Genomic DNA, 26698 nt, shown 5'->3' with positions numbered 1-26698 from the left:
CATATGATTATTCAGTGCAATACCGCATGGTATTGCCCGGGAAACACTATGTTAAGTATTAAAGATTTACAGGTAAGTATTGAAGATAAAGCGATCCTGCGCGGGCTGAATCTTGAGGTTAAGCCGGGCGAGGTACATGCCATTATGGGACCCAATGGCTCCGGAAAAAGTACCCTGTCGGCCACCCTCGCTGGTCGCGAAGAGTATGAAATTACTGGCGGTTCAGTCAGCTTTAAGGGTAAAGATCTGTTGGAACTTGCGCCGGAAGATCGTGCCGGTGAAGGCATCTTTATGGCCTTTCAGTACCCGGTCGAAATTCCTGGCGTAAGCAATCAGTTCTTCCTGCAAACAGCGGTCAATGCGGTGCGTAAATACCGTGACCAGGAAGAGTTGGACCGGTTCGATTTCCAGGACTTTATCGAAGATAAAATCCATCTGCTGAAAATGCCGGAAGACTTACTGACCCGCTCGGTGAATGTCGGTTTTTCTGGCGGTGAGAAAAAACGTAATGACATCCTTCAGATGGCTGCGCTGGAACCTGAGTTGTGCATTCTGGATGAAACCGACTCCGGCCTGGATATTGATGCGCTGAAAATTGTTGCCGGTGGGGTTAACACCCTGCGCGACGGTAAACGGGCATTTATCATTGTGACTCACTACCAGCGTATTCTGGATTACATCAAGCCTGACTTCGTCCATGTGTTATATCAGGGCAAAATCGTCAAGTCCGGCGACTTCACGCTGGTGAAACAACTGGAGGAGCAAGGCTATGGCTGGCTTACCGACCAGGAGTAGTGATAACGCCCTGCAACAGTGGCACCATCTGTTTGAGAGCAGTGGGGAGCATCGCTCATTACAGGCGCAAAAGCACTGGCAGCAGGTGCTGCGCCTGGGGTTGCCGACCCGCAAGCATGAGAACTGGAAATACACGCCGCTGGAAGGGCTGCTGTCTCAGCATTTCGTCCTGCCGACTGCCGCCAGCCTTACTGCCGCAGATGTTGCGGCAGTGGCGCTGAATATTGATGCGTTAAAAATGGTGTTTGTTGATGGCCGCTTCAATGCCGGTCTGAGTGATAACGTCTTCGCGCCCTTTGATATTCAGGTTTCCCATGCGGCAGAACGCCGTGAACTGAGTGCGCCAGTGCAGCCAGAGGTGTTTTTACACCTGACGGAAAGCCTGGCGGAAGAGGTCACCACCATCCACCTGGCGCGTGGTAAGACCGCTGAACGCACGCTGTACATACTTCACATCAGCAGCGGCAGTCATCAGTCGGAAATGAATACCTCGCATTATCGTCATCATTTGCAACTGGATGATGGCGCGCAGGCAACGGTGGTTGAGCACTACGTCAGCCTTAATGAGACGGGGCACTTTACCGGCGCACGCTTTACCGCCAGCGTTGGTAATAACGCCAGGCTGAACCACTACAAGCTGGCTTTTGAACACAGCAGCAGCTATCACTTCTCGCACAATGACATGGTGATCGGACGTGACGCCAGGGTACAGAGCGACAGCTTCCTGCTGGGCAGCGGCCTCGCTCGTCATAACACCAGCGTGCAGTTGAATGGTGAAGGCAGCGAGCTGGGTATCAACAGTCTGATGCTGCCGGTAGAGAAAGAGGTCTGTGACAGCCGCACTTATCTGGAGCATAACAAAGGCCACTGCCTGAGCCGTCAGATGCATAAAACCATCGTGCGCGATAAGGCCCGCGCGGTGTTTAACGGCCATATCAAAGTGGCAAAGTATGCGCTGAAAACCGACGGACAGATGACCAACAACAACCTGCTGCTGGGTCGTCTGGCAGAGGTGGACACTAAGCCGCAGCTGCAAATCTACGCTGATGATGTCAAATGTAGTCACGGTGCGACCATTGGCCGTATTGACGATGAGCAGATGTTTTATCTGCGTGCCCGTGGTATCAGCGAAGCGTCTGCTCAACGCATGATCATCTATGCTTTTGCCGCAGAATTAACCGAAGCTATTACCGATGAAGTACTGAAGGAGGCGGTGATGCAGCGTATTGCACAGCGTTTCCCCGGAGGCATTAAATGAGTTTTGACCTGGCGAGCATCAGGGCGCAATTCCCCGTCTTATCGCGGGAAGTGAATGGTCAGCCGCTGGCTTATCTGGACAGCGCGGCCAGTGCCCAGAAGCCACAGGCGGTGATAGATGCGGAGAGCCGCTTCTATCAGCATGGCTATGCCGCCGTTCACCGTGGGATCCATACTCTCAGTGCAGAAGCCACCACAGAGATGGAAAAAGTGCGTGAGCAGGCTGCCACGTTTCTCAACGCGGCCTCGGCGGAAGAGATCGTGTTTGTCAAAGGGACCACTGAAGCGATTAACCTGGTAGCCAGCAGTTGGGGTGGCAGCCAGTTGCAGCCGGGCGATAATATCCTGATTACCGCGATGGAACATCACGCGAATATCGTGCCCTGGCAGATGGTTGCACAGCGTACCGGTGCTGAAGTGCGTTTTATTCCTCTGACGGAAACGGGTGTACTGGATCTTTCAGCGCTGCCGACACTCATCGACAGCCGTACCCGGATGCTGGCGGTCACTCAGGTTTCAAACGTGTTGGGCACGGTCAACCCGGTTAAAGAGCTGGTGGCGTATGCCAAAGCGGCTGGCGTGGCCACGCTGATTGATGGCGCGCAGGCGGTGATGCATGAAAAGGTGGATGTCCAGGCGTTGGGCTGTGATTTTTATGCCTTCTCCGGGCATAAAATTTATGGCCCGTCCGGAATTGGCATTCTGTATGGTCGTAAAGCCGTACTTGACCAGATGCCACCCTGGGAAGGCGGTGGCTCAATGATCGCCACGGTCAGCCTGACCGAAGGCACGACTTATGCGGCCGCACCGTGGCGTTTTGAAGCCGGTTCGCCCAATACCGGTGGAATTATTGGTCTGGGTGCGGCTCTGCACTGGGTCAGTGAACTGGGTCTGGAGGCTATCAGGCAGCGTGAGCAGGTGTTAATGCGCTACGCGATGGAGCGACTGGCAGAGGTGCCCGATTTGCTCATCTATGGCCCGCAGGCCAGAGCAGGGGTCATTGCATTTAACCTCGGTCAACATCACGCATATGATGTGGGTAGCTTTCTCGACCGTTACGGTCTTGCCATCCGCACCGGTCACCACTGTGCCATGCCGTTAATGAATCACTATGGCGTCCCGGCAATGTGCCGCGCCTCCTTTGTTCTGTATAATAGCGAAGAAGAGGCTGACCGCCTGGCGGCCGGCCTGACACGCATACATCGTCTGCTGGGCTGAGCCTGGAAGCAGAGGAGGAAAAATGGCACGTCTGCCAGAGAAAGAAAAACTGGTTCGTAACTTTGGCCGTTGCGCTGACTGGGAAGAGAAATATCTCTATATCATTGAACTGGGTGCGTTATTGCCCGAACTGGCTGAATCATCACACTCTGCGGAGAATACCATCTCAGGTTGTCAGAGCCAGGTATGGATCCTTATGGATGTGGATCAGGAAAATCGCGTTGTTCTTCAGGGAGACAGCGATGCAGCAATTGTGAAAGGACTGATTGCCATCGTCTTTATTCTTTATCAGCAGATGACGCCGACCGAGATTCTGGCATTTGACGTCCGCCCCTGGTTTGATCAACTGGCGCTTAGCCAGCATCTGACACCTTCCCGTTCTCAGGGGCTGGAAGCGATGATCCGTGCCATTCGTTCTAAAGCTCAGGCACTCAGCGCACACTAACTTACCCCATTTCCCTTCAGACTTCCCGCCTTGCTGGTGGGGAGTTTCCTGTCTTGATATGAGACATCCGCACAAACCCTCTCTACGCACCTGAGTTCGCCACCGTCAGAGATTTCAGTTCTGACAGCATCCGGATGAGATGGTGGGGCGATTTAAAGGTTTTCTACTAATAATCCGAAGAGGGCCTTGAGAAGGCGCAGAGTAGAGTCTGACGGTTATCTCTGTAATGAGCTGAGCACTGAGTTGCCTCAGACTAAGCCGATTTATCCATGGCGGGTATAAGAGCGTTTTCAGCGGTAGGGTCTACGAACAGGCCAGTTCAGATGTCCCGTGTGTGTGGTGGTATGCCGAATGGTCATCGCCACTGCTTAAGGGGATTCAGGACGCTTATACAGTCTTTAAGATAGCGAATTAAAAGCAGCAGAACCGGATTTGACGCCTTCGTAACATTTAGCTGACAGAAAGCAGGAAAAAACAGGAAAAAAAATGGCGCACATTGTGCGCCATTTTCAGTACCAGAGCTCTTACTTACGGTAAGAGTGAGCCTGGTTGTCCAGACGCTGGTTAGCACGAGCTGCGTCATCTTTAGCAGCCTGAACGTCAGAACGCATTGCGTTAACGTCGTTGCTCAGCTGGTCAACTTTAGCGTTCAGAGTCTGAACGTCGGTAGACAGCTGGTCGATTTTAGCGTTGCTTGAGCAACCAGCCAGCAGAGTTGAACCCAGAATTACCGCGCCCAGTACCAGTTTAGTACGATTCATTATTAATACCCTCTAGATTGAGTTAATCTCCATGTAGCGTTACAAGTATTACACAAAGTTTTTTCTAAAGAGAATAAATTTTAGTAAGAAGCCTGTGAAATTTGATCGTTCGCTCAAAGAAGCATCGCCTTTCACATTTTCGGCAAAATTTTAAGCGAAAACAGCTGATTTTAATCGGGCCAGTCTGAATTTTCAGACGGGTTGCAGCGCTTATTTTATCTACAATCTGGTTTTTTCAGAAATTGAAAAAGCGCCACGACGGGCGCTTGATTTATGACAATCTGTAATAATCTGACTTACAGCAAATGAACAGAAGCAGTGTTGGTTTTTCCGCTCGGGACAAGGGCTCCTGAAACCATCACCACCACATCACCTTTTTGCGCGTAGCCGCTGGCAACGGCAGCTTCTTTACCCAGACGGTAGAAATCGTCGGTAGAGGCAATTTCTTTCACCACGCTGGCAATAATCCCTTTACTCAGGATCAGCTGACGTGCTGTCAGTTCATTGGTGGTCAGTGCAAGGATAGTGGCACCAGGAAAATATTTACGTACAGACTTGGCAGATTTTCCACCTTCGGTTGCCACCACAATCAGAGGGGCTTCCAGATTTTCCGCTGTCTCTACTGCGCCACGGCACACCGCCTCGGTGATACGCATTTTCCGATTGTCGTGCTGAGAATCAATCCGGCTTTTCATAACACGATCGGTGCGTTCACAAATGGTGGCCATGATGGTCACCGACTCCAGTGGATATTTCCCTTTGGCGCTTTCACCTGACAGCATAACGGCATCGGTGCCATCAAGGATGGCGTTAGCCACATCGCCAGCTTCAGCACGGGTAGGGCGAGGATTTTTGATCATAGAATCCAGCATCTGCGTAGCGGTGATCACCACTTTGCGAGCGCGGTTACATTTTTTGATCATCATTTTCTGGGCGAAGATGACCTCTTCTACCGGGATCTCCACACCCAGGTCACCACGGGCAACCATGATGCCGTCGGAGGCGTCCAGAATTTCATCAAAATTGTTCAGACCTTCCTGGTTTTCAATTTTGGAAATGATCTGAATATGTTCGCCGCCGTGCTGTTTCAGGTGCTCACGAATTTCCAGCACGTCAGAACGTTTACGGATAAAAGATGCGGCAACAAAATCAACGCCCTGCTCGCAACCAAAAATCAGGTCACGTTTGTCTTTCTCAGCCAGTGCCGGCAGCTGAATGGAAACGCCAGGCAGATTCACCCCTTTGTTTTCACCCAGATCACCGTTGTTAAGCACTTTGCATACGACGGTAGTTTCGCTGACCTCAATGACTTCCATGCCAATCAGACCGTCGTCAACCAGCACGGTGTTACCAATTTTCAAATCGGAGGCGAAACCGGGGTAGGTTACCGCCACGCGCTCATGATTACCTGTTACCGTCTGATCGGTGGTGAAAGTAAAGGTCTGACCTGCTTTCAGTGTGACATCATTGCCACCTTCCAGTTTCATGGTACGGATTTCAGGACCTTTGGTATCCAGCAGGATAGCGGCCTGGTGTGAGGTTTTAGCCATCACGGCGCGGAGATTTGCAATGCGTTTGCCATGCTCTTCATAATCACCGTGAGAGAAGTTCAGACGCATTACGTTCATGCCTGCATCAAGCAGGCTGGTGAGCATTTCTTCCGATTCGGTTTTTGGTCCGATGGTACAAACAATCTTGGTCTTTTTCATGACGAGTTATCTGTTAAGTTATGATGGATTGGAAAACGCGGTTCCGGAGCCTGGTGTGTCGCGCCGGGAGAGAATTTTTTGCCTGAACGGCGAACTGCGATACAGAATAAGAACGGGTGACAGTAGAAAAGCGTGCAGAGGAAGTTGTAACGCGGTTTCAGTGCGAACGCAATATAGCGTAACGCAATGAGCTATCAATATTGTAAAAGGATCAAGCATTCGCTGAAACCATTCATGTGAAACAACGTTGCGCATTATAGTCGTTCAGACTGCGAAAACCAATGAAAAAGGTTGCAGGGCGAAAGTAGAAAGGTTGTTTCAGATCAGTTTGTTGCGGGAAAAAATTACAGATAAAATCGGGGAAAGACAGAGATTATTGTCGAAATCAGCAGCGGATGCCCTGAGCGCCACAATAAAAAGGTCGGGAATGAGGCTGACAGAGATTCTGTTGAACTACAGAAAATCTGGTGCGTCCGAGTGGACTCGAACCACCGACCCCCACCATGTCAAGGTGGTGCTCTAACCAACTGAGCTACGGACGCACTGTGGTGCGTTCTAGAGGACTCGAACCTCCGACCCCCACCATGTCAAGGTGGTGCTCTAACCAACTGAGCTAAGAACGCATCTGAACTGTCCTGCTGACAGCGGGGACGAATATTAACGGCAGCCATCTCGTCTGGCAAGCATAAATCCGCTTTTTTCGTGGCGACTGCTGCGCAACTGTGCGAAATGCAGCAATTTTAAACATACCTTTGAAAATTAGTGCGCTGCGCGTGCCAGGATTTGCGCCGCAGGCAACTTTTGTAGCCGCCTGATACGCCATATCATCATCAATGCCGACGCAGTAAGACCAATAATAAAGCCTGTCCAGAAACCTGCCGGTCCCATGGCCGGAATAATAAAATCTGTCAGCGCCAGCACATAGCCAACCGGCAGGCCCAGCAGCCAGTAGGCAATAAAGGTAATGAAGAAAATGGATCGGGTATCCTTATAGCCTCGCAATATACCGCTACCAATCACCTGTACAGAATCTGACAACTGATAAAGCGCAGCGAGCAGCATCAGATGCGCCGCCAGGGTCACGACTTCGGGATCATTGTTATAAAGCAGGGCTATTTTTTCACGGAATGCCACCGTTAACAGGGCAGTGGTTAGTGCCATGAAGACACCTACGCCCTGCGCAGTCCAGCTGGCCACCCGTGCGCCTTCCACTGACCCCTGTCCCAGTCGAAAACCCACCCTGATGGTGGTGGCAACGCCCATTGAGAGGGGTAAAACAAACACCAGAGAGCTGAAGTTGAGTGCTATCTGATGACCGGCAACCTGGACGATTCCCATCGGCGAAACCAGTAAGGCGACCACGGCGAATAACGTCACCTCGAAAAACAACGCCAGGGCGACGGGCAGACCCAGTCTGAACAAGCGCCACAGTGCCTTGCCGTCTGGCAGGCTGTAACGATTGGCCAGCCGAATATCCTGCATGGAGGGTGCGCGACTGACCCAGCACTTGATGGCGATAAACATTATCCAGTACACCGACGCGGTAGCGACGCCACAACCCACGCCGCCCAGCGCAGGCATTCCAAAATGACCATAGATAAAGATGTAGTTAACCGGAATGTTGACCAGCAGGCCAAGTAAGCCCATCACCATCCCCGGTCTGGTTTTTGACAGCCCTTCACACTGGTTACGGGCGACCTGAAAACAGAGATAGCCGGGCGCACCCCATAATAAAGCATGCAGATAGCCAGTGGCTTTATCAGCCAGCTGCGGGTCGACGTTGTGCATAGCCCGGATCATAAATCCGGCGTTATACAGCACCACCATCACCAGCACAGAACTGAACAACGCCAGCCAGTACGCCTGACGGACCTGATAAGCCACGCGCTCACGCCGGCCTGAACCATTGTATTGTGCCACCACCGGAGTCAGCGCAATCAGCAGACCGTGGGCAAATAAGATGGTCGGCAACCAGATAGAGGTGCCCACAGCAACAGCAGCCATATCTGTAGCGCTGACGGCACCCGCCATAATGGTGTCGACAAAGCCCATTGCTGTCTGGGCAACCTGCGCAAGGATAACCGGGATTGCCAGCGCCAAAAGTTGCCGCGCTTCTGTCAGGTACTTCTGCACGAATACACCTTTATTGTTATCAGAAAGAAATGCCACCCAGCAGCGTAATCCGCTGAGAATGCGTCTCCCTGCGTCCTGGTGAATTCGCATTTGCCGCAATGAATTAATGATGAAATCAGCGGATTAGCCGAACAGCAGCAGGGCAGGCGAGACAGTGTAATGTTGATAATGTGATTAGCCAACCGTTGCGAAGTCCGATCATGCAGGATGCCGCGAAAGAAAACAGGACAGCATTTGGTTTTATTTCACGGCCAGGGCACACTAAGACCCGAATAATATGACTGAGGCGATAACTATGTTTACCGGTATTGTACAGGGCACCGCAGTGGTGCTGGCAATTGATGAGAAACCTAATTTTCGTACCCACATTGTCCGTCTGCCAGCAGAAATGTTGCCAGGTCTTGAGCTGGGTGCCTCTGTTTCTCACAATGGCTGCTGCCTGACGGTGACGGAGGTCAATGGTGATGAGGTGAGCTTTGATCTGGTCAAAGAGACATTACGCATAACTAATCTCGGTGATTTAAAGCCCGGCGATAAAATTAATGTTGAACGTGCGGCAAAATTCAGTGATGAAATTGGTGGTCATCTGATGTCAGGCCACATTATGACGACGGCCGTAATCAGTAAAATCTTGACCTCAGAAAATAACCGCGAAATCTGGTTTAAACCGCAGGATGCGCAGCAGATGAAATATATTCTGCATAAAGGATTTATTGGAATTGACGGCATCAGCCTGACGGTGGGCGAAGTCACCAGTAATAAATTCTGTGTGCATCTGATCCCTGAAACGCTGGCAAGAACCACGCTGGGCAACAAGCGTTTGCAGGAAAGAGTCAACATTGAAATTGATCCTCACACCCAGGCGATTGTGGAAACTGTCGAACGCGTTCTGGCACAACGTGAAGCCGCAATCGTCGCCGCTGCTGAGTTAACGCCACAACAGTAAGCAGGGCTGTCAACGATGGCAGCCCTGTCAGCCAGAGATCAGTGTGGAACCCGTAGCCCTCCCTCCTGCCCGTGAGAGAAGACAATCTGCCACAGCTGAATATCACGCGATCTGAACGCGCCGGCACAGGCGTTCAGATAGTAGCTGAACATCCTGCGAAAGCGTTCGTCATAATTGTCAGCCAGTTTTGCCCAGTTATCGCTAAACCGCTGATACCAGGCCATCAGCGTCATATCATAATCAGCGCCAAAATTATGCCAGTCCTCCATAACAAAACAGGGTTCGCAGGCTTCGGCGATATGTTGTACAGAGGGCAGACAGCCATTAGGGAAGATGTATTTGTTAATCCATGGATCGAGCTTGTCATTGGTCCTGTTAGCCCCAATGGTATGCAACAAAAAAAGGCCGTCTGCTTTAAGATTTCGATTCACTATCCCAAAATAGGTGCCATAGTTGCGTGGGCCAACATGTTCGAACATACCGACGGAAACAATTCGGTCAAACTGCTGATTTAAGTCGCGATAATCCTGCAAAAGAATTGTGACATCCAGCCCTTCGCACCGCTGCTGCGCCAGCTTTTGTTGTTCAGCAGAAATGGTCACCCCATAAACACTGACACCATAATGACGCGCGGCATATTCCGCCAGACCACCCCAACCGCAGCCAATATCCAGTAATGACATACCCTGTTTAAGCTGAAGCTTCTCACAAATCATTTTCAGTTTTGCCTGCTGGGCCTCCTGCAACGTTTCGGCATCTTTCCAGTAACCGCAGGAGTATTGCATGTGGGAATCGAGCATCAGAGTGAAAAGATCGTTGCCGAGATCGTAGTGTTCTTTACCCACTATCCAGGCGCGTTTAGGTGACTGAAGATTGATCAGGCGTGCTGCGGCAACACGCAAAGTATCTCTGAGATGATGAGGAAGCTGTTGATCCAGTCTGGCCAGCAAGACCCGATGAAAAAAAATATCCAGCCGTTCACACTGCCACCAGCCGTCCATATAACTCTCACCCAGGCCGAGTGAACCTTCCTGTAAAACTCGCCTGAAGAAATGGCTGTTTTTAATCTGGATGTCCCACGGACGACTGCCATTAATCGTGATATCGGCAGCGTGCAACATCTCCCTGACGATGCGATACCAGTGATTCTCTACCAGGTTCACTTCTTCTATGCAGGATGTACTCATAGCTTCTCCACCACGCTGTGTGATTGAAACCTGAGAAACAGAATAGTCAATTTCTACAGGATTGTGAGAAAACGCACAGAATTACCGTGCGCAGCATATCGGCAGTTACAGAGGATTGAATTGAAACCTACAGGGTATCAGCAGGCGTCATGGAAGAGTGAAACCTGGACCACCCTGTCAGGATTCGAAAATGATAAAGAGTTGTTATTTTTTAAGCCGGAGACAAGTATATGCTCACCTCCGGCAATATTCAATGGCTTATGATTAGCTTGCTACGTAATTTTTGGAGCTCAGTGCCTGCTGTTGGCGGTTGAAAATGCCATCCGGGCTGCCGTTGTTCGCTGTAAAATATAGCCAGTAATGACCAGAAAAACCGTAGCCAGCATAATCACGGAAGTGGTAAGAAGCGGGGTGCTGATAAAGCCAGAGGTGATAAGACTGGCGACACAACATAACCCAAGTTGCAAAGTATTTTGCAGGGCGGCAGCTTTGCCGCTGGCCTGTGGAAAAGCAAGTAACGCGCTGGCGACGACCAGAGGGTAAATCGCCCCATTAGCCAGAGCCATAAAACAGAATGGCAACATCAGTGCCATTACCGACGGTGTTTCCATCCGGGCAGCGAAGAAAAAGAAAAGGATACTGCATACATATATTCCCAGTAACCACGGTAACAGAGTGGCACCCGAAGCTTGCCTGAGCAGTGCCCGACAACCATAGCCTCCCAGCATAAAGGCCAGCGTCTGAGGGATATAGCTCAGACCGATGTCGCCGGGTGACATACCCAGATCGGTGAGGATAAACGGGGAGGCAGTCAACCAGGTAAAGAAGCTGGCAGAGCAGGCGGCATAAATCAATACGTTACCCCTGTACAGCGGCGTTTTCAGCAGGGTCAGGAAACGGATTTTCTCGTTTTTCGTGGGGGTGCTGCCAGATGGTGCAGGGGAAAGAAACAGCGTAAAAAGCAACAGGCACAAAGCGATCAGCAGCAGAACAACAAAAATTGCCCGCCAGGTGTAGTGATTGAGCAGCCATGCACCAAGCAGTGGGGCCAGTGCTGGCGAGAGGGCAACCAGCGGCATAATGGTGGCAAACATGCGGTTAGCCTGAGCCTCAGAGTAGCGGTCAATGACCAGCGCCTGCCAGGTTACCGCAGCGGCACAGACGCCAACGGCTTGCAAAAATCGCCATGCCAGCAGGGCAGTGGCAGAGCTGACCCACCACATTGCCGCACAACTGATAACAAATAATCCTAATCCCATCAGCAGGACCGGTTTCCGACCAATGCGATCGGAGAGCGGCCCCCAGAACAGCTGCGCGCTGGCGAATCCTGCCAAGAAGAGGCTGAGGCTTGCCCCAACCATTCCGGCACTGGTGTTCAGATCCTGCTGCATCACCCCAAAGGCGGGCAGGTACATATCGGTGGCCAGAAACCCGGACACGCTGAGCAGGGCAAGATAAACGGTAAATCCTTTTGATGACATGGATGCACTCTTCAGTCAGGTAAATAAAACGCTGCGCAGTGTAACGGGGTGGCAAAGCGGTTGTGAAACGGTAATATTTGCGGTTTGTATTCAAAAATATTGCAGGCAGATTATGTGGTCAGAACACTCTCTGGAAGTGGTTGATGCGGTAGCAAGGACCGGCAGCTTTACTGCTGCAGCCGCAGAACTGCATCGTGTCCCGTCAGCCATCAGCTATACTGTCCGCCAGCTGGAGGAGTGGCTGGCTGTCGCCCTCTTTGTCAGACGTCACCGCGACGTCGTGCTGACCGATGCAGGGCATTTTTTTGTCAGGGAAGGACGAGCTGTTATCAAAAAAATGCTTGCCACCCGACGTCAGTGCCAGCAGGTGGCCAACGGCTGGCGCGGTCAGATTAATATTGCCGTGGACTGCATTGTCAAACCAGCCAGAACCCGGCAGCTGGTGATTGATTTCTATCGACATTTTCCCGACATGGAACTGCATCTGTCAGCAGAAGTATTTAATGGTGTCTGGGATGCGCTGGCAGATGGGCGGGTGGATGTGGCGATTGGGGCAACTCAGGCTATTCCGGTTGGTGGACGTTTTGCTTTTCGCAGCATGGGAATGCTTGGCTGGCATTGCGTGGTAGAGGCCGGGCACCCCCTTGCTCAGCTTCAGGGGCCGGTCAGTGAGGAGAGCATACGTGCATGGCCTTCTCTCGGTCTGGAGGACACCTCCCGTTCTCTAACCAGAAGAACGACCTGGACCCTGGATAATCAGCGCCGGATGGTGGTGCCAGACTGGGAAAGCGGCATTGACTGTCTGTTATCCGGATTATGTGTGGGAATGGTGCCTGCGCATCTTTCGCGCCCCCTTATAAGCAGGGGAGCACTCAAAGTTTTGCAGCTGGAAACGGTTTTTCCTGACAGCCCCTGCTGTGTGAGTTGGTCAGAACAAACGGCCTCACCTGCGTTGAGCTGGCTACTGGATTATCTGGGAGATACCGACACCTTGAACAGCGAATGGCTTGCGGAAGAGATATAAACCCACCGGTCTGCCATGTCCGTTTTTACTGTTCAGGCGCTGCTCTGTACGTCAGAGCTGTGGCTGGTGAAGCGGCCGCCCCTGACATCAGAGGCGGTATAAGAATTATTGCCGGTGTTTCCTGAAAGGACCATCAGCCACCGAGCGACGTTCAATCAGTGTGGGGTGCACTTCAATTGTTTGTGGTTCTTCACGTTTGCTGGTTATACGATCCAGCAGCATAGCAAAAGCGGTTTCACCCAGCTGTTCCTTAGGCTGATGAATCGTGGTCAGTGAAGGAGCAAAAAAACGAGCGTTACGCACATTATCATACCCGATCACCGAAATATCCTGTGGGACACGCAGCCCCATTTCATCTGCTGCGCATATCGCTCCCATTGCCATAATGTCACCGCCACAGAACACTGCACTGGGGCGCTGTTTTTGTGAGAGGATTTGCTGCATAGCGTGGTAGCCGGATTCCGGCTCAAAATCACCCTGAACCAGCCACTCTTCCCGTAACGGAATATCCGCTTCAGCAAGGGCTTTAAGGAATCCAGCATGGCGTCCACCTCCGGTATTCCGTTCCATCTGACCGGGGATCACTCCGATGTCGCGGTGACCACGGTCGATCAGATAGCGGCCTGCCAGGTAGCCGCCTTCAAAGGCATTATCCAGTACGGTATCGGTAAAATCGCCGCGCGATTCGCCCCAGTCCATCACTACCATTGGAATATGACGACTCTCTTCCAGTAAGGTAATTAACGGCGCAGGATATTCAGAACACATGACCAACAGACCATCTACCCGCTTCTGCGCCATCATAGAGAGATAGGCCTGCTGTTTTTGCAGGTCATTATGGGCATTACCTAAAATCAGGGTATAGCCTTTCTCAAAGCAGCAATTTTCTACCGCCTCAATAATCTCAGCAAAGTAGGGCGCTTCGCTTGAGGTGGCTAACAGGCCTATGGTTTTAGTGTTATTCACCTTCAGGCTGCGGGCGACTGCACTGGGAGAGTAATGTAATTCTTTGATGGCACTCCACACGGCTTCTCGCGTTTCTTCAGCGACAAAGCGGGTTTTATTAATAACGTGGGAAACGGTGGTGGTTGATACGCCCGCACGTCTGGCCACATCTTTTATTGTTGCCATTAACTCGCTACTCCTGGATATCTCGTAACTTACTGATAATTAGTTTGTTAAACGATTGCTTCAAATACAAAAACCTGATGTCTGTTAACAAAGCTATACGGTGTCTTGCGGAGACATCAGAAAGGGAAAAGGTCTGTGCCAGAAAATGAATATGAACGATACGGTGACCTGAAGTAATGCGTAAGAATTCTAACAAGCCTGAGCAGAGAAAACGAGATTTTTACTGGCAACTATGGGAAAATCAATGACGCCATAAACGCTGTGGTTATCGAGGGTAACAGATGGATACCAATCTTAAATTTTCACTACTGACAACCATCGGCGCTTTACTGATGATTGTTGCATTCAGCTTCACCGCAGTGCTGCACTGAAAAAATAAGGCCGCTCCCCGGAACGGCCTTGAGAGTGAATCAGCGAATAGTTTTTGGCGTCATCATCCGGCGTGCACCAATATAGTGGCGTTGCCAGTAATCTTCGCTTAGTGCGCTGACCTGAATATCTTTGCCGGTTCGCGGCGACTGAATAAATTTACCATTACCCAGATAAACCCCAACATGATCGGCAGTACCGCGGCCATTTATACGAAAAAAAACCAGATCGCCTTTTTCGAGATCGTCACGTCTGATCGAAGCCGCATCGCGCAGATGGTACATCTCATTGGCCGTGCGTGGAATTTTGAATTTCACCAGATCTTTATAAGCGTACCAGACCAGACCGCTGCAATCGAAACCGGTTTTCGGCGATGTTCCGCCCCACTGATAAGGTTTACCCAGCTGGCCCATCAGTTTGTTCATCGCCGTTTCACGTGCTTTCTGGTAGCGGGCGCGGTGTGCTCTGCTGAGCTTCAGCGGGGCAACACTGTAAGCCATCTCATCCGGCTGCACTACCGTATTGCCGTGATGGCGCCCATATCGTCTTTTATACACCGGCAATGTTTCTTTAACTGATGCGGTTGTTACATTTACCCTGACGGTATTGCGTTTTTTTAGTTTGAATTTATTGACCGCAGTCAGACGGGATTTTTTGCTACTGACTTCTTTTACTTTGCTGGAACTGCTTTTCACCGGACGTCGCTTACGCCGTTCATCTTCTCGTGCCGTGGTGTTGCTGTCAGTTTTGTGGTGATTAGCATTAACAGGGGTATGGGGCGATGCGTGCGCCATATTGAAAAACAGCTGAGCTGTAGCCAGCATGATAAGCGTGATGAGTAAACGCATCGTTACCGTTAGCAGTTTATGCTCCCGCCGGGGCCGGAGCGTGGTTGAATTAGGATATCTTTCAGATTGACAGTCCGATTCTAATCGAACTTCCTGGTCAAAGTTAACACCTTTTTTGTTTCAGGAATGCATAACACGTAAAAGCTGTAAAAATGACATTAAATGGCACTGTTAATGCGCAGCATTTGTACTCAGATTATGCGTGCAGGTAATAAAAGTGTTTGTAATCGTATTTTAATCAGGATGTTAACAGGTATCTTCCTGGTGGACTTTTACCCTGAATAAAATGTCGTTTTAACGTTGGTTCATAATCGCTACAATAATAAGACACGAAGTATCCGCTGAAGGAAGCTATTTATGAGTACTGTTGAGAAAATTGAGCGTCAGATAGCAGAAAACCCCATTCTGCTTTATATGAAAGGCTCGCCAAAACTGCCGAGCTGTGGCTTTTCTGCTCAGGCTGTGCAGGCACTTTCTGCCTGTGGTGAGCGTTTTGCCTATGTTGATATTCTACAGAATCCGGAAATTCGTGCTGAACTGCCTAAATATGCTAACTGGCCGACTTTCCCTCAACTGTGGGTTGATGGTGAGCTGGTTGGCGGCTGCGATATTATTATCGAAATGTATCAGCGTGGTGAACTGCAACAGCTGATCAAAGAAACGGCGCAAAAATATCCCGCAGCACCGGCTGAATAAACCACTCCCGGGCGATAAAAAGGGCAGGTAAACAACGGTTTCCTGCCCTTAAACACCTCTGCAACCATGACGCTTTCCCGCCATTGTTGAATAAGCCATATAAAAGCGCACGATGTAAGTGACAGTGTCACTCCTTGCTCGTTGTTTCTGCCTGAGCCAGAGGCCAGCCTCCCAGACGTTTCCAGCGGTTTACCAGCTCGCAAAACAGATCCGCTGTTTGCTCGGTGTCATACAGCGCAGAGTGGGCCTGACTACTGTCGAATGGCATACCGGCAGCGATGCAGGCTTTAGCCAGTACCGTCTGACCCAGAACCAGCCCGCTAAGTGCAGCAGTGTCGAAGGTCACAAAGGGATGAAATGGATTTCGTTTAAGACCCGCTCTGTCTGCGGCAGCATTAACGAAATTCAGATCAAACGTGGCATTGTGCGCCACCATAATTGCCCGGCTACAGCCCTGATCTTTAATACCTTTACGAATCAGTTTAAAGATAGCGTTTAACGCTGTGTATTCACTGACCGCATCGCGGAGTGGATTGTGAGGATCGATGCCATTAAAAGCCAGAGCTTCTGGTTGCAGCACCGAGCCTTCGAACGGTTCAATATGAAAATGCATTGTCTGATCTTTCTCCAGCCAGCCGTGTTGATCCATTTTCAGCGTAACGGCGGCCACTTCCAGTAATGCATTACTTCTGGCGTCAAACCCGGCCGTTTCCACATCAATGACTACCGGATAAAAACCGCGAAAACGGCTGCTGAGGCTATTCAGTTCGTTCGAATCAGACATCGGGATCTCACAGGGGGAAAAATGGCAGCGCGTATTATGGCAAATTTTGTCATTCGTTGCAGCATGGGAAGGGGAAAGGGGATGCCGGTGGCATCCCGCAGGGTCATGCGCCCAGACCGTGGCCCGCATGTTTATTTTCAATCAGTTCGATTTTATAGCCATCAGGATCTTCAACGAAGGCAATCACCGTGGTGCCGCCTTTGACCGGACCTGCCTCGCGCGTCACATTGCCGCCATCTTTACGGATGCGATCGCAGGTGGCTGCCACATCATCCACGCCCAGAGCGATATGTCCGTACGCATTACCCGGATCATAACTGTCAACACCCCAGTTATAAGTCAGTTCAATAACCGCACCCTCACTTTCTTCGGTGTAACCGACAAACGCCAGATTATATTTATATTCTTTATTTTCGCTGGTGCGCAGCAGGCGCATGCCCAGCACTTTGGTATAGAAGTCAACGGAGCGTTGTAAGTCACCAACGCGCAGCATGGTATGGAGTAAGCGCATAGCATCCTCTTAATAAAAGCGTCATCGTCTGATGACGGGAACGAAACAGTATAGCGATGAAACGCTTGCTGCGTTAACGGGCATAGTGCTCAGGCGGAAGAACTTACAGCAGAAAAGGCCGCATTTTACGCGGCCTCGCACTGTTGTTAAAACGCGGTACTGAGAGCTTACTTTTGCGCCAGCGTCGGGTAGTCGGTGTAGCCTTCCGCACCGCCGCCGTAGAACAGCGCCGGGCGTTGCTCATTCAGCGGCGCATTTTGTTGCAGGCGAGCGACCAGATCCGGGTTGGCAATATAAACGCGGCCAAAAGCAGCCGCATCAATCAGACCTTTTTCGATCAGATCTTCGGCCTTTTCAGCCGTATAAGCGCCAGCACCAATAATCACGCCAGGGTAAACGGCGCGGATTGCTTTGCGGAAAGCTTCGCTGTAGGGCTTGCCACCGGCCCAGTCTGGTTCAGATATATGCAGGTAAGCAAGGTTACGTTCCGCCAGTTCAGTAATGTAGTAGAGGGCTGCGGCTTCCTGATCTTCACCATTATCCAGACCATTAAACGGACCAAGCGGAGAAATACGTATCCCGATCCGATCGCTGCTCCAGGCTGCAACAGCAGCATCGACCACTTCCAGAGCAAAGCGGGTGCGATTTTCCACGCTGCCACCGTAGGCATCACTGCGCTGGTTTGAAGCGGGTGACAGGAACTGATGAATCAGGTAGCCGTGAGCAGAATGCAGTTCAACCAGATCGAAGCCAGCTTCGCGCGCATTGACGACAGCCTGGCGAAAATCATTGACCACACCGGCAATTTCTTCCAGCTCCAGCGCACGTGGGGTGGACGTCGCTTCACGAATTGCCAGGCCGTTTTCGTCACGCAGGGAGGTGCGCGTATCAGCATTAATGGCAGAAGAAGAAACCGGCGCTTTGCCTTCGGGCTGTACGCTGGTGTGAGATATGCGGCCCGTATGCCAAAGCTGAACCGCACTGTGACCGCCTTCCTGATGAATACCTTCATTGATCGCTTTCCATGCGGCAATCTGCTCAGCAGTGTGCAGACCCGGCGCACCGGCGTAACCCTTAGCCTGGAAAGAAACCTGAGTGGCTTCAGTAATAATCAAGCCCGCGCTGGCGCGCTGACGATAATATTCCCCCATCAGCGGCGTGGGAATATCACCCGGCTCAATACTGCGCAGGCGTGTCAGGGGTGCCATCAACACGCGGTTAGGTACGGTAATGGCACCTATTTTCAACGGGGAAAACAGCTTTTTAAATTCCATATTTCACTCCTTGTAGACCGGTCTGCTAGTAACGGTTTTTTTTAAACAGGCAGGGGTAACATGCGTGTAATTTCCAGCAATGCATTTGCCATCGGCGTCATATTGCGAGAAATTTTACTTTGCAGGCTGGCCCCCAGCCACAATGAATAAATATTTTGGGCACAGGCTTCGACAGGCAGAGTCAGCTGAAGCTCACTCCGCAACTGCGCGCGTTTTAACGCAGCACAAAGCGTGGAGATCAGGGATTTTGAACCGGTATCCAGTGCAATGCGCATCGATTCTGAAAGATCACAAACCTCGGCTGAAAGCTTCACGGACAGGCAACCAGCAAATAAACCTTCCTGACAAAACATATCCAGAGAGTGCTGATAATAATCAAGGATACGCTGACGTTGATTGCCCTGATCATTTTCCAGAAATTCGCGAAAACGTTGGTAATAAAGTGCAAAATAACGCTCAAGCATTGCTACGCCGAACGCCTCTTTGGACGGGAAGTAGTAATAGAAGGAACCTTTTGGCACACCTGCTTCTTTCAGCAACTCGATCAATCCCATACCGTTAAAGCCTCGCTGGATGCAAAGCTGTTCTCCGGTTATCAGAATATGTTCTCTGGTGTCAGAATGCGTTGTTTTCATCGCGGTCACGGTAACAGACTGATCGGTCTGTTTCAAACGAAGCCAGCTATCAGCGCACAATCCGCTCATCTGTGTCAGGCTCAGTTCCGGGTGCTGCTGGCTGATTGTCGCTTGCTATTAACATTTTAATGACAATTGCGGTAGTATCGGGGTTTCGGTCGGTTGAAAATCACGCTATGCAATATTTTTTTGATCGCGTGCTGCCAACAGGCCCCGGCTTAAAGATGACATCAATGCATCAGGAGTCACGGTGGCTGAACAACTCGAATTTTTTCCTGTACCCAGTCCATGTCGCGGCATTTGCCAGTCTGACCAGCGAGGATATTGTTCTGGCTGTATGCGTAGCCGGGAGGAACGCTTTAACTGGATGAAATACAGTGAATCACAAAAACGTGATGTGCTCAGACTGTGTCGACAGCGTTTCCTGCGGCAACAGCGCGCCGGAAAAAATGAGCTTCCTGACGCGCCAGAGCAGCCGTCACTATTCTGACGTGCTTACCAACTGGATGTTGTCGACTTCAATTTCCGTGTGGCCTTCATCTCTGTCGGTGTCACCCGTTACTCGCTCGGTTTTGCCAACGGCAAGATTTTTATCTTCCCAGTCGTCGTCATCCACATCAATTTTGATGCGCCCGGTACTGTCTTCCAGCCAGTATTTATCCTCATCGCCAGCCTGACCGGTAATTTTGCCGGTCAGGGTAACCCGACTGTTATCACGAAGTGACTTAGCCTGTTTGACCGTAACGGATTTTGCATAACCATGTGCATAAGAAGTAAAACTTAATGCCAGCAGGCAGGTAGATAAGATAAGTCTTTTCATTCTGTGTCCTTACAGTTAGCGTCCCGAAAATAAAGCCAGGCCAGTATAAAATAATACCCTGACTTTTTTAATGGCATTCTGTGACACAAAACAGAATCGCGAATAGCAGGTGCAGCGGACGCGGGCAAGGGGCATCTCATTAACAGTGGAAATTAATGACAATGCATCGCAGTTCAGCGATGAAAAAGTCCCACTATTGCTGACGGGTGACAATAACGAGGCGGATAACTGAACCGTTTCCTGACGAATAAATTCCAGTTTATCCTGTAAACTCGCATTCGGTGCTGGATTAAGGCATGATGAATAGCAAGCTAATTATAAGGAGGTGAAATTGGATACTTCATTAGGTGCGGATCTGGCAAGATTAGTGCGTATCTGGCGTTCGTTGATCGATCAGCGCCTGAAGCCGCTGGAGCTCACCCAGACGCACTGGGTGACATTACATAACATCCATCAGCTGCCACCGGAACAGTCCCAGATTCAGCTGGCAAAAGCAATTGGTATCGAACAGCCTTCGCTGGTACGCACTCTCGATCAGTTGGAAGAAAAGGGGTTAATTACCCGCACCACCTGCGCGAGCGATCGTCGGGCCAAACGAATTAAGCTGACTGAGGAGGCCGCGCCAGTCATCGCTCAGGTTGAGCACGTCATTGATGCTACCCGGGATGATATCCTGACCGGAATTTCACGGGATGAGATTAATAAAATGGTGACGCTGATTGCCCGACTGGAAAAAAATATTCTGCAACTGCAAAATCGTGACGAATAAAAACCGGCATTTGCCGGTTTTTAATGCAGACTAAAATATCTCTGATGCGCAGTTAACTGACGGTTTCGACGCTGCCTGATTGTCCCGGTTTTAACACTCATCACCGGGCAACAGCTCATTTAAGGCTGCATAGCGCTGTTCAGGGCAACAGGCTGGTCAGTTTAGCGAGGTGAAACAGTTACCTGGCTGCCATTGGAAGCAATAGCTACGCGCATACCAGCGGAGAAACGGCTGGCTGCCTGTTTCTGAACCACCATAATGGTGTTGCCATCATCCTTACGGATTTCAAGCTCCACACCTTCGGATTTATTCATTGCGCCCTGAACACCTTGTCCGGCTACGCCACCCGCAACGGCACCTGCTGCTGTTGCCAGACTACGACCTGTACCACCGCCGATGGTGTTACCCAGAAAACCACCCAGCACCGCACCGCCGATAGCACCAATAACGTTATTTTCATCTCCGCCCTGGATCTGTACCGGACGAACGGACACCAGTGTACCGTAAGTAACACTCTGTACCTGACGGGCTTCGGAAGCACTGTAAACATCGCCGGATAGTGTGCTGTTATTGGCACACCCAGCTAAGGTCACACTGGTCAGGGCCACGATGGCTATACGCTTAAACATGGTGAGAACTCCTTTATTATCCACATGCTGCATTCAATTGCGCAGCGATCAATAACTTAATTATATGGCACAAGCAATGCTTGTCTGTTGCTTCCGGTAAAAAAACGTGTAAATCAGCATAACCTGGCATCACTAAACAGGTTATCAATCAGCATTAAGATAGCCGGAAAAGAGAAAAAACGTAACGTTGTTTGAAAATGCACGGTTAATCATAGAATTACAGCAGCGATTTTGCGACGCTGTGCGCACGTGAGTGGTTAACTCTGATGGCTAAGGCATAAAAAAATGAAATCAGGACGCTATATTGGGGTGATGTCGGGGACCAGTCTCGACGGTGTGGATGTGGTACTGGCCGCAATAGACCAGCAAATCGTGGCACAACAGGCAAGTTACTGTCATCCCATCCCGCCAGCGGTGCGGCAGGATATTCTGGCCATCTGCCAGGGACAATCGCTGACGCTCTCGCAGTTGGGCCAGCTGGATACGCGATTAGGACGTCTGTTTGCCGATGCGGTCAACCATTTACTTCAGCGCCAAGGGCTGGAAAAAGAAGATATCACCGCGATTGGCTGTCACGGGCAGACGGTCTGGCATGAACCGCTGGGCGAAGCGCCGAACACCCTTCAGATTGGTGACAATAACCAGATTGCTGCGTCAACCGGGATTACGGTCGTTGGCGATTTTCGTCGCAGGGATATGGCGTTGGGCGGGCAGGGCGCGCCGTTGGTTCCGGCGTTTCATCAGGCAGTTTTAATGCATCCGCAGGAACGAAGGATGGTGCTGAACATTGGCGGTATTGCCAATCTCTCCTTATTGATCCCCGGGCGGCCTGTTGGCGGCTATGACACCGGCCCAGGCAACATGCTGCTGGATGCCTGGATCTTTCAGCATCAGGGTAAAAATTATGACGAGGATGGTCGCTGGGGCGCGAGTGGAACGGTAAATGATGCCCTGCTGCAACAGATGCTGGGCGATCCCTGGTTTGCACGTCCGGCACCCAAATCAACGGGGCGGGAGTATTTCAATCCTGCGTGGATTGAGAAACAGCTGGCGGACTTTCCGGGTCTGGCCCCGCAGGATATCCAGGCCACGCTCCTTGAACTGACGGCGATGACAGTCACACGCCAGGTCACGTCAGCGGGCGGCTGCGAACGCCTCCTGGTGTGTGGCGGGGGACGTCGTAACCCGCTGCTGATGGCGAGGTTGTCAGCGTTGCTTCCGGGGACTGAAGTGGCACCCACCGACAGCGTCGGCATCAGCAGCGACGATATGGAAGGGCTGGCTTTTGCCTGGCTGGCATACCGTACTCTGTCAGGTGAACCCGGCAACATGCCATCGGTCACCGGCGCACGAGAATCTTCGATACTGGGCGCTATCTGGCCCGCCAACAGGCTGCGTTATCGCTAACTTTTCCTGCTGTTCAGTGTTAATGACAGGCAGATGAGCGGACGATGATGTCTGCTTCTGCCCGCCAGGGGATTAATCTGATTCCGCAGCGGCATTTCCTCCTGCTGAAACAGCAGCGAGCAACACCTGTGTGACGCGCACGATAACCGCCAAAACGCTGTTTTCATCTCACAGTAAATAAGACATCAGGTGATGATAACGGCCAGCGGCGGATGAGTGATTGTCGATTCAGCACCGGTTAACCCGTTGAAACTCATCGGTGCAGAGCGCACAATGCTTTTTTTCTCCCAGTCAGCAGAAGACGAAAAAATGAACGAAAACGATAGCCTTCAGCAGATTGCTCACCTGCGCCGTGAATACACGCGTGGCGGACTGCGTCGTAAGGATCTTCCCGCCGACCCGTTATCCCTGTTTGAGCACTGGCTTAGCCAGGCGGTTGCCGCTCAACTGCCGGGCCCCACGGCGATGAGCGTGGCGACCGTTGACCCGTCCGGCCAGCCCTACCAGCGCATTGTCCTGCTAAAACATTTTGATCAGCGTGGACTGGTGTTTTACACCAATCTTGGCAGCCGCAAGGCTCAGCATTTGGAAAATAACCCGCGCATCAGCCTGCTTTTTCCGTGGCACATGTTGGAACGGCAGGTAATGGTATTGGGCACGGTCGAAAAGTTGTCGGTTGTCGATGTGGTTAAATATTTTCACAGTCGTCCACGAGACAGCCAGATAGGCGCGTGGGTATCGAAACAGTCCAGTCGCATCTCTGCCCGCGGCGTGCTCGAAGGCAAATTTCTTGAGCTGAAGCAAAAGTTTCAGCAGGGTGAAGTGCCACTTCCCAGCTTTTGGGGAGGATACCGCATCCGGCCGGAGTCAATGGAGTTCTGGCAGGGAGGAGAACATCGCCTGCATGACCGTTTTTTTTATCAGCGTGAAGGCGATAGCTGGAAAATTGATCGTCTGGCCCCCTGAAGCTGCGAAATAATCCCTTTAAGCGCTGGTGCAGAGTGCTTCAGCGCTTTATCCTGTACGCCTCTTTTTTTTCGTCCGCGTCTCAGCGGAAAGCGATGCACCAGCAGAGGTGCAGACTTTTTTTTACATGGAGTCACAGATGGCCAGCAGTAATCTGATCAAACAATTGCAGGAGCGGGGCCTGGTAGCCCAGGTTACGGATGAAAACGCGTTAGCAGAGCGACTGGCAGAAGGCCCGATTGCGCTCTATTGCGGTTTTGATCCGACGGCCGACAGCCTGCATTTGGGTCATCTGGTGCCGTTGCTGTGTCTTAAACGTTTTCAGGATGCCGGTCACCGCCCGGTCGCGCTGGTTGGGGGGGCCACCGGTCTGATTGGCGATCCCAGTTTCAAAGCGGCCGAACGTAAGCTCAACACCAGTGAAACGGTTAATGAATGGGTGGAAAAAATCCGCCATCAGGTTGCCCCGTTCCTCGACTTTGACTGCGGTGACAACAGCGCGGTGGCGGCCAATAACTATGACTGGTTTGGCAGCATGAATGTGCTGACTTTCCTGCGGGATATCGGTAAACACTTCTCAGTTAATCAGATGATTAATAAGGAAGCCGTTAAGCAGCGTCTGAACCGCGACGATCAGGGCATCTCCTTTACCGAATTTTCCTACAACCTGTTGCAGGGTTATGACTTTGCCTGCCTGAATGAACGCTACGGTGTTGCGTTACAGATTGGCGGTTCCGATCAGTGGGGCAACATAACGTCCGGTATCGATCTGACCCGCCGTCTGCACCAGAACCAGGTCTTTGGCCTGACCGTGCCACTGATCACCAAATCTGACGGTACTAAATTTGGCAAAACCGAGGGTGGTGCGGTGTGGCTGGATGCGAAGAAAACCAGTCCGTACAAATTTTACCAGTTCTGGATCAACACAGCCGATGCGGATGTTTATCGCTTCCTCAAGTTCTTCACTTTTATGAGTATTGACGAAATCAATGCGCTGGAAGAAGAAGACAAAAACAGCGGTAAAGCGCCTCGCGCCCAGTATGTGCTGGCAGAACAGGTGACCCGTCTGGTGCATGGTGCCGGGGGGCTGGCTGCCGCAGAGCGTATCAGTAGCAGCCTGTTCTCCGGTAGCCTGAACGAAATGACCGAAGCTGATTTTGAACAGCTGGCGCAGGACGGCATGCCGTTTGTGGAACTGGAGCAGGGCGAGGATTTGCAACAGGCGATGGTGAACGGCGATTTAGCGCCGTCGCGTGGTCAGGCACGTAAGCTGATTGAGTCAAAAGCGGTCAGCATCAATGGCGTTGCGCAGTTAAACAGCGAATATGCCTTTGTCGCGTCAGATCGACTGTTTGGCCGCTATACCCTGTTACGTCGTGGTAAGAAAAATTACTGTCTGATCGTCTGGAAATAACCCACAGCACAGGCCGGTATCATCCGGCCTTTCTCTTGCAGGACATCATGAAAAATATTCTTTCTGTACAATCGCATACTGTCTATGGTCATGCGGGTAACAGCGCAGCTGAATTCCCGATGCGGCGGATGGGGGCCAATGTGTGGCCACTTAACACGGTGCAGTTTTCAAACCACACCCAGTACGGTCACTGGACCGGTATGGTGATGCCAGCCAGCCATCTGGGCGAAATTGTGCAGGGGATTGCAAACATTGATCGGCTGAAAAGCTGCAATGCGGTCCTCAGTGGTTATCTCGGTTCCGCAGAACAGGGTGAGCAAATCCTCGATATCGTTCGTCAGGTGAAACAGGCCAACCCTGAAGCCTGGTATTTCTGCGATCCGGTGATGGGCCATCCGGAAAAAGGCTGTATTGTCGCACCCGGTGTGGCTGAGTTTCACACCCGCCAGGCGCTGCCTGCCAGCGATATTATCGCGCCGAATCTGCTGGAGCTGGAGATACTCAGCGGCCACCCGGTCAGCAGCGTCGAGCAGGCGATCGCTACCGCGCGCGAATTGATTGCGCAGGGACCGAAAATTGTGCTGGTGAAGCATCTGGCACGAGCGGGTCTGCGCAGCGATCGCTTTGAGATGCTGCTGGTCACCGCTGATGAAGCGTGGCATATCAGCCGTCCGCTGGTTGATTTCGGTGTGCGTCAACCGGTGGGCGTGGGCGACCTGACCAGCGGCTTGCTGCTGGTGAATCTGCTGCACGGTCTGCCATTGCAACAGGCGCTGGAGCATGTGACGGCGGCGGTATATGAAGTGATGCTGAAAACCCATCAAATGGGCGAATATGAACTGCAACTGGTGGCGGCACAGCACCGGATGGCCGAACCAGAGCAACATTTCAGCGCGCTGAAAATTTAAAGCGGTTCCAGTCTGACTGCCGGGAAATATCACCCGGCAGATTTCAACTTAAAACATAAAGATGCATCGCCAGAAAAGACTGGCTGAACGCGTCAGTTATTTATTTCACCCCAGCGGGGGAACCGTCCCCTCAGGTTTGCCCTCAAGCTGGCTGTCCACCCAGCCAAACTTTTGTTCCAGTTGAGTGCGCAGCACCTTTTTGTAGTCTTCAGGCGTAGCAGGGCGAAACAGCGGGCTGAAGGTTTTATGCAGCTCGGTGGCAATATAATTCAGCCACTCCAGCGTATGGTAGCGACTCAGGCTGCCAACGGGTGCCAGAAGCTGACGGTCCGGCTTGAGGTCTGCCAGATACTGCACAATCGCCACGCCTTCGGTCAGCAGGGAATCCTCGTCAAACTGCAAAGCGGGCACCTGGCCTTTTGGATTAATCAGCAGGAAATCCTCGCCCTGCTCGGTGGTTTTTTTCTGCAAATCCACCTGAATCAGGGTGAAATCCAGTCCCGTCTCCCGCAGGATAATATGCGGCGAAAGCGAACAGGCTCCCGGCTTAAAGTAGAGTTTCATCATCTTGCTCCTTCAGT

General features: G+C 51.4%; 27 protein-coding genes, 2 tRNA genes and 1 pseudogene. 14 read left to right on the top strand and 16 right to left on the bottom strand.

Going from position 1 to position 26698, the window contains the following annotated elements; genetic code table 11:
- Positions 1 to 48 precede the first annotated feature (48 nt).
- From sufC to sufE, 4 genes are read left to right on the top strand one after another with little or no spacing between them, the layout of a single operon-like run.
- Positions 49 to 795, top strand: a complete 747-nt coding sequence (gene sufC / locus AC3RPL_RS10605; protein WP_034936175.1) for a Fe-S cluster assembly ATPase SufC — start codon at positions 49 to 51, stop codon at positions 793 to 795.
- Positions 770 to 2053 (top strand): Fe-S cluster assembly protein SufD, encoded by a 1284-nt coding sequence (gene sufD / locus AC3RPL_RS10600; RefSeq protein ID WP_490739990.1) that lies wholly within the window; start codon positions 770 to 772, stop codon positions 2051 to 2053. The genes sufC and sufD overlap by 26 nt, the downstream gene beginning before the upstream one ends.
- A complete protein-coding gene (gene sufS, locus AC3RPL_RS10595) occupies positions 2050 to 3270 on the top strand; it encodes a cysteine desulfurase SufS (RefSeq protein ID WP_490739989.1) in 1221 nt (406 codons plus the stop codon). Before sufD ends, sufS begins: the two co-directional genes overlap by 4 nt.
- A 22-nt stretch (positions 3271 to 3292) precedes the next feature.
- Complete coding sequence (sufE, locus tag AC3RPL_RS10590) at positions 3293 to 3715, top strand: cysteine desulfuration protein SufE (protein WP_490739988.1); 423 nt, start codon at positions 3293 to 3295, stop codon at positions 3713 to 3715.
- A 524-nt stretch (positions 3716 to 4239) separates the two neighbouring features.
- Here sufE and AC3RPL_RS10585 read toward each other — a convergent pair.
- The 5 genes from AC3RPL_RS10585 to AC3RPL_RS10565 form a co-directional block, all read right to left on the bottom strand.
- On the bottom strand, positions 4240 to 4476 hold the full coding sequence (locus AC3RPL_RS10585) for a major outer membrane lipoprotein (protein ID WP_013201929.1): 237 nt from the start codon (positions 4474 to 4476) through the stop codon (positions 4240 to 4242).
- A 296-nt stretch (positions 4477 to 4772) separates the two neighbouring features.
- The gene (gene pykF, locus AC3RPL_RS10580) at positions 4773 to 6185 is read right to left on the bottom strand and encodes a pyruvate kinase PykF (RefSeq protein ID WP_490739987.1); all 1413 of its coding nucleotides are present in this window, start codon (positions 6183 to 6185) and stop codon (positions 4773 to 4775) included.
- A 465-nt stretch (positions 6186 to 6650) separates the two neighbouring features.
- Positions 6651 to 6727, bottom strand: a tRNA-Val gene (locus AC3RPL_RS10575).
- 4 nt (positions 6728 to 6731) lie between these two features.
- Positions 6732 to 6808: transfer RNA gene (locus AC3RPL_RS10570), tRNA-Val, on the bottom strand.
- A 136-nt stretch (positions 6809 to 6944) separates the two neighbouring features.
- The gene (locus AC3RPL_RS10565; protein WP_490739986.1) at positions 6945 to 8318 is read right to left on the bottom strand and encodes an MATE family efflux transporter; all 1374 of its coding nucleotides are present in this window, start codon (positions 8316 to 8318) and stop codon (positions 6945 to 6947) included.
- Positions 8319 to 8613: 295 nt separating this feature from the next.
- On the opposite strand from AC3RPL_RS10565, the gene AC3RPL_RS10560 reads away from it, so the two are divergent.
- Entirely contained in the window at positions 8614 to 9264 is a 651-nt protein-coding gene (locus AC3RPL_RS10560; protein WP_490739985.1) for a riboflavin synthase subunit alpha, read from the top strand.
- Positions 9265 to 9302: 38 nt separating this feature from the next.
- On the opposite strand, the gene cfa is transcribed toward AC3RPL_RS10560, so the two are convergent.
- Together cfa and punC are read right to left on the bottom strand one after the other, a co-directional pair.
- Complete coding sequence (gene cfa / locus AC3RPL_RS10555; RefSeq protein ID WP_490739984.1) at positions 9303 to 10451, bottom strand: cyclopropane fatty acyl phospholipid synthase; 1149 nt, start codon at positions 10449 to 10451, stop codon at positions 9303 to 9305.
- Between the two features lie 290 nt (positions 10452 to 10741).
- On the bottom strand, positions 10742 to 11932 hold the full coding sequence (gene punC, locus AC3RPL_RS10550) for a purine nucleoside transporter PunC (RefSeq protein WP_490739983.1): 1191 nt from the start codon (positions 11930 to 11932) through the stop codon (positions 10742 to 10744).
- 112 nt (positions 11933 to 12044) lie between these two features.
- On the opposite strand from punC, the gene punR reads away from it, so the two are divergent.
- Complete coding sequence (gene punR, locus AC3RPL_RS10545) at positions 12045 to 12956, top strand: DNA-binding transcriptional activator PunR (RefSeq protein WP_490739982.1); 912 nt, start codon at positions 12045 to 12047, stop codon at positions 12954 to 12956.
- A gap of 105 nt (positions 12957 to 13061) precedes the next feature.
- On the opposite strand, the gene purR is transcribed toward punR, so the two are convergent.
- The gene (gene purR, locus AC3RPL_RS10540; RefSeq protein WP_490739981.1) at positions 13062 to 14087 is read right to left on the bottom strand and encodes an HTH-type transcriptional repressor PurR; all 1026 of its coding nucleotides are present in this window, start codon (positions 14085 to 14087) and stop codon (positions 13062 to 13064) included.
- Between the two features lie 281 nt (positions 14088 to 14368).
- Between purR and cydH the strand changes: the two genes are divergently transcribed.
- Positions 14369 to 14458: a cytochrome bd-I oxidase subunit CydH gene (cydH, locus tag AC3RPL_RS10535; RefSeq protein WP_152542697.1), complete on the top strand. Its 90-nt coding sequence runs from the start codon at positions 14369 to 14371 to the stop codon at positions 14456 to 14458.
- Between the two features lie 39 nt (positions 14459 to 14497).
- Here the strand turns inward: cydH and AC3RPL_RS10530 are convergent, their stop codons facing one another.
- On the bottom strand, positions 14498 to 15304 hold the full coding sequence (locus AC3RPL_RS10530; RefSeq protein ID WP_490739980.1) for a C40 family peptidase: 807 nt from the start codon (positions 15302 to 15304) through the stop codon (positions 14498 to 14500).
- 357 nt (positions 15305 to 15661) lie between these two features.
- Between AC3RPL_RS10530 and AC3RPL_RS10525 the strand changes: the two genes are divergently transcribed.
- A complete protein-coding gene (locus tag AC3RPL_RS10525; RefSeq protein WP_034936201.1) occupies positions 15662 to 16000 on the top strand; it encodes a Grx4 family monothiol glutaredoxin in 339 nt (112 codons plus the stop codon).
- Between the two features lie 127 nt (positions 16001 to 16127).
- Here AC3RPL_RS10525 and rnt read toward each other — a convergent pair whose 3' ends face one another.
- The 4 genes from rnt to AC3RPL_RS10505 form a co-directional block, all read right to left on the bottom strand.
- The gene (gene rnt, locus AC3RPL_RS10520) at positions 16128 to 16784 is read right to left on the bottom strand and encodes a ribonuclease T (protein WP_490739979.1); all 657 of its coding nucleotides are present in this window, start codon (positions 16782 to 16784) and stop codon (positions 16128 to 16130) included.
- Positions 16785 to 16887: 103 nt separating this feature from the next.
- On the bottom strand, positions 16888 to 17295 hold the full coding sequence (gloA, locus tag AC3RPL_RS10515) for a lactoylglutathione lyase (RefSeq protein WP_490739978.1): 408 nt from the start codon (positions 17293 to 17295) through the stop codon (positions 16888 to 16890).
- A gap of 167 nt (positions 17296 to 17462) precedes the next feature.
- Entirely contained in the window at positions 17463 to 18569 is a 1107-nt protein-coding gene (locus AC3RPL_RS10510) for an alkene reductase (RefSeq protein ID WP_490739977.1), read from the bottom strand.
- 41 nt (positions 18570 to 18610) lie between these two features.
- Positions 18611 to 19204, bottom strand: a complete 594-nt coding sequence (locus AC3RPL_RS10505) for a TetR/AcrR family transcriptional regulator (RefSeq protein WP_490740670.1) — start codon at positions 19202 to 19204, stop codon at positions 18611 to 18613.
- Positions 19205 to 19454: 250 nt separating this feature from the next.
- Here AC3RPL_RS10505 and AC3RPL_RS10500 point away from each other — a divergent pair, with 250 nt between their 5' ends.
- Positions 19455 to 19694 carry a DUF1289 domain-containing protein gene (locus AC3RPL_RS10500; RefSeq protein WP_034936209.1) on the top strand — a complete coding sequence of 80 codons (240 nt, stop codon included), beginning with the start codon at positions 19455 to 19457 and terminating at the stop codon, positions 19692 to 19694.
- On the opposite strand, the gene AC3RPL_RS10495 is transcribed toward AC3RPL_RS10500, so the two are convergent.
- Entirely contained in the window at positions 19686 to 20024 is a 339-nt protein-coding gene (locus tag AC3RPL_RS10495) for a NirD/YgiW/YdeI family stress tolerance protein (RefSeq protein ID WP_490739976.1), read from the bottom strand. The two genes, AC3RPL_RS10500 and AC3RPL_RS10495, sit on opposite strands and share 9 nt — an antisense overlap.
- 331 nt (positions 20025 to 20355) lie before the next feature.
- Here AC3RPL_RS10495 and slyA point away from each other — a divergent pair, with 331 nt between their 5' ends.
- On the top strand, positions 20356 to 20793 hold the full coding sequence (gene slyA / locus AC3RPL_RS10490) for a transcriptional regulator SlyA (protein WP_034936213.1): 438 nt from the start codon (positions 20356 to 20358) through the stop codon (positions 20791 to 20793).
- Between the two features lie 161 nt (positions 20794 to 20954).
- On the opposite strand, the gene slyB is transcribed toward slyA, so the two are convergent.
- Entirely contained in the window at positions 20955 to 21422 is a 468-nt protein-coding gene (gene slyB, locus AC3RPL_RS10485; protein WP_034936216.1) for an outer membrane lipoprotein SlyB, read from the bottom strand.
- Between the two features lie 285 nt (positions 21423 to 21707).
- On the opposite strand from slyB, the gene anmK reads away from it, so the two are divergent.
- The 4 genes from anmK (at position 21708) to pdxY (ending at position 26117) form a co-directional block, all read left to right on the top strand.
- Complete coding sequence (gene anmK, locus AC3RPL_RS10480; RefSeq protein ID WP_490739975.1) at positions 21708 to 22829, top strand: anhydro-N-acetylmuramic acid kinase; 1122 nt, start codon at positions 21708 to 21710, stop codon at positions 22827 to 22829.
- A 309-nt stretch (positions 22830 to 23138) separates the two neighbouring features.
- Complete coding sequence (gene pdxH, locus AC3RPL_RS10475) at positions 23139 to 23795, top strand: pyridoxamine 5'-phosphate oxidase (protein ID WP_490739974.1); 657 nt, start codon at positions 23139 to 23141, stop codon at positions 23793 to 23795.
- 139 nt (positions 23796 to 23934) lie between these two features.
- On the top strand, positions 23935 to 25209 hold the full coding sequence (tyrS, locus tag AC3RPL_RS10470) for a tyrosine--tRNA ligase (RefSeq protein WP_490739973.1): 1275 nt from the start codon (positions 23935 to 23937) through the stop codon (positions 25207 to 25209).
- Between the two features lie 47 nt (positions 25210 to 25256).
- The gene (pdxY, locus tag AC3RPL_RS10465) at positions 25257 to 26117 is read left to right on the top strand and encodes a pyridoxal kinase PdxY (protein ID WP_490739972.1); all 861 of its coding nucleotides are present in this window, start codon (positions 25257 to 25259) and stop codon (positions 26115 to 26117) included.
- 135 nt (positions 26118 to 26252) lie between these two features.
- Here pdxY and gstA read toward each other — a convergent pair.
- Positions 26253 to 26681 (bottom strand): annotated as a pseudogene (gene gstA / locus AC3RPL_RS10460) (glutathione transferase GstA); the annotation flags it as partial.
- Positions 26682 to 26698 lie beyond the last annotated feature (17 nt).

Source organism: Erwinia papayae (genome assembly GCF_058241465.1).
The sequence above is the reverse complement of the archived record's forward strand: the minus strand, read 5'-3'. Positions and strand labels throughout refer to the sequence as shown.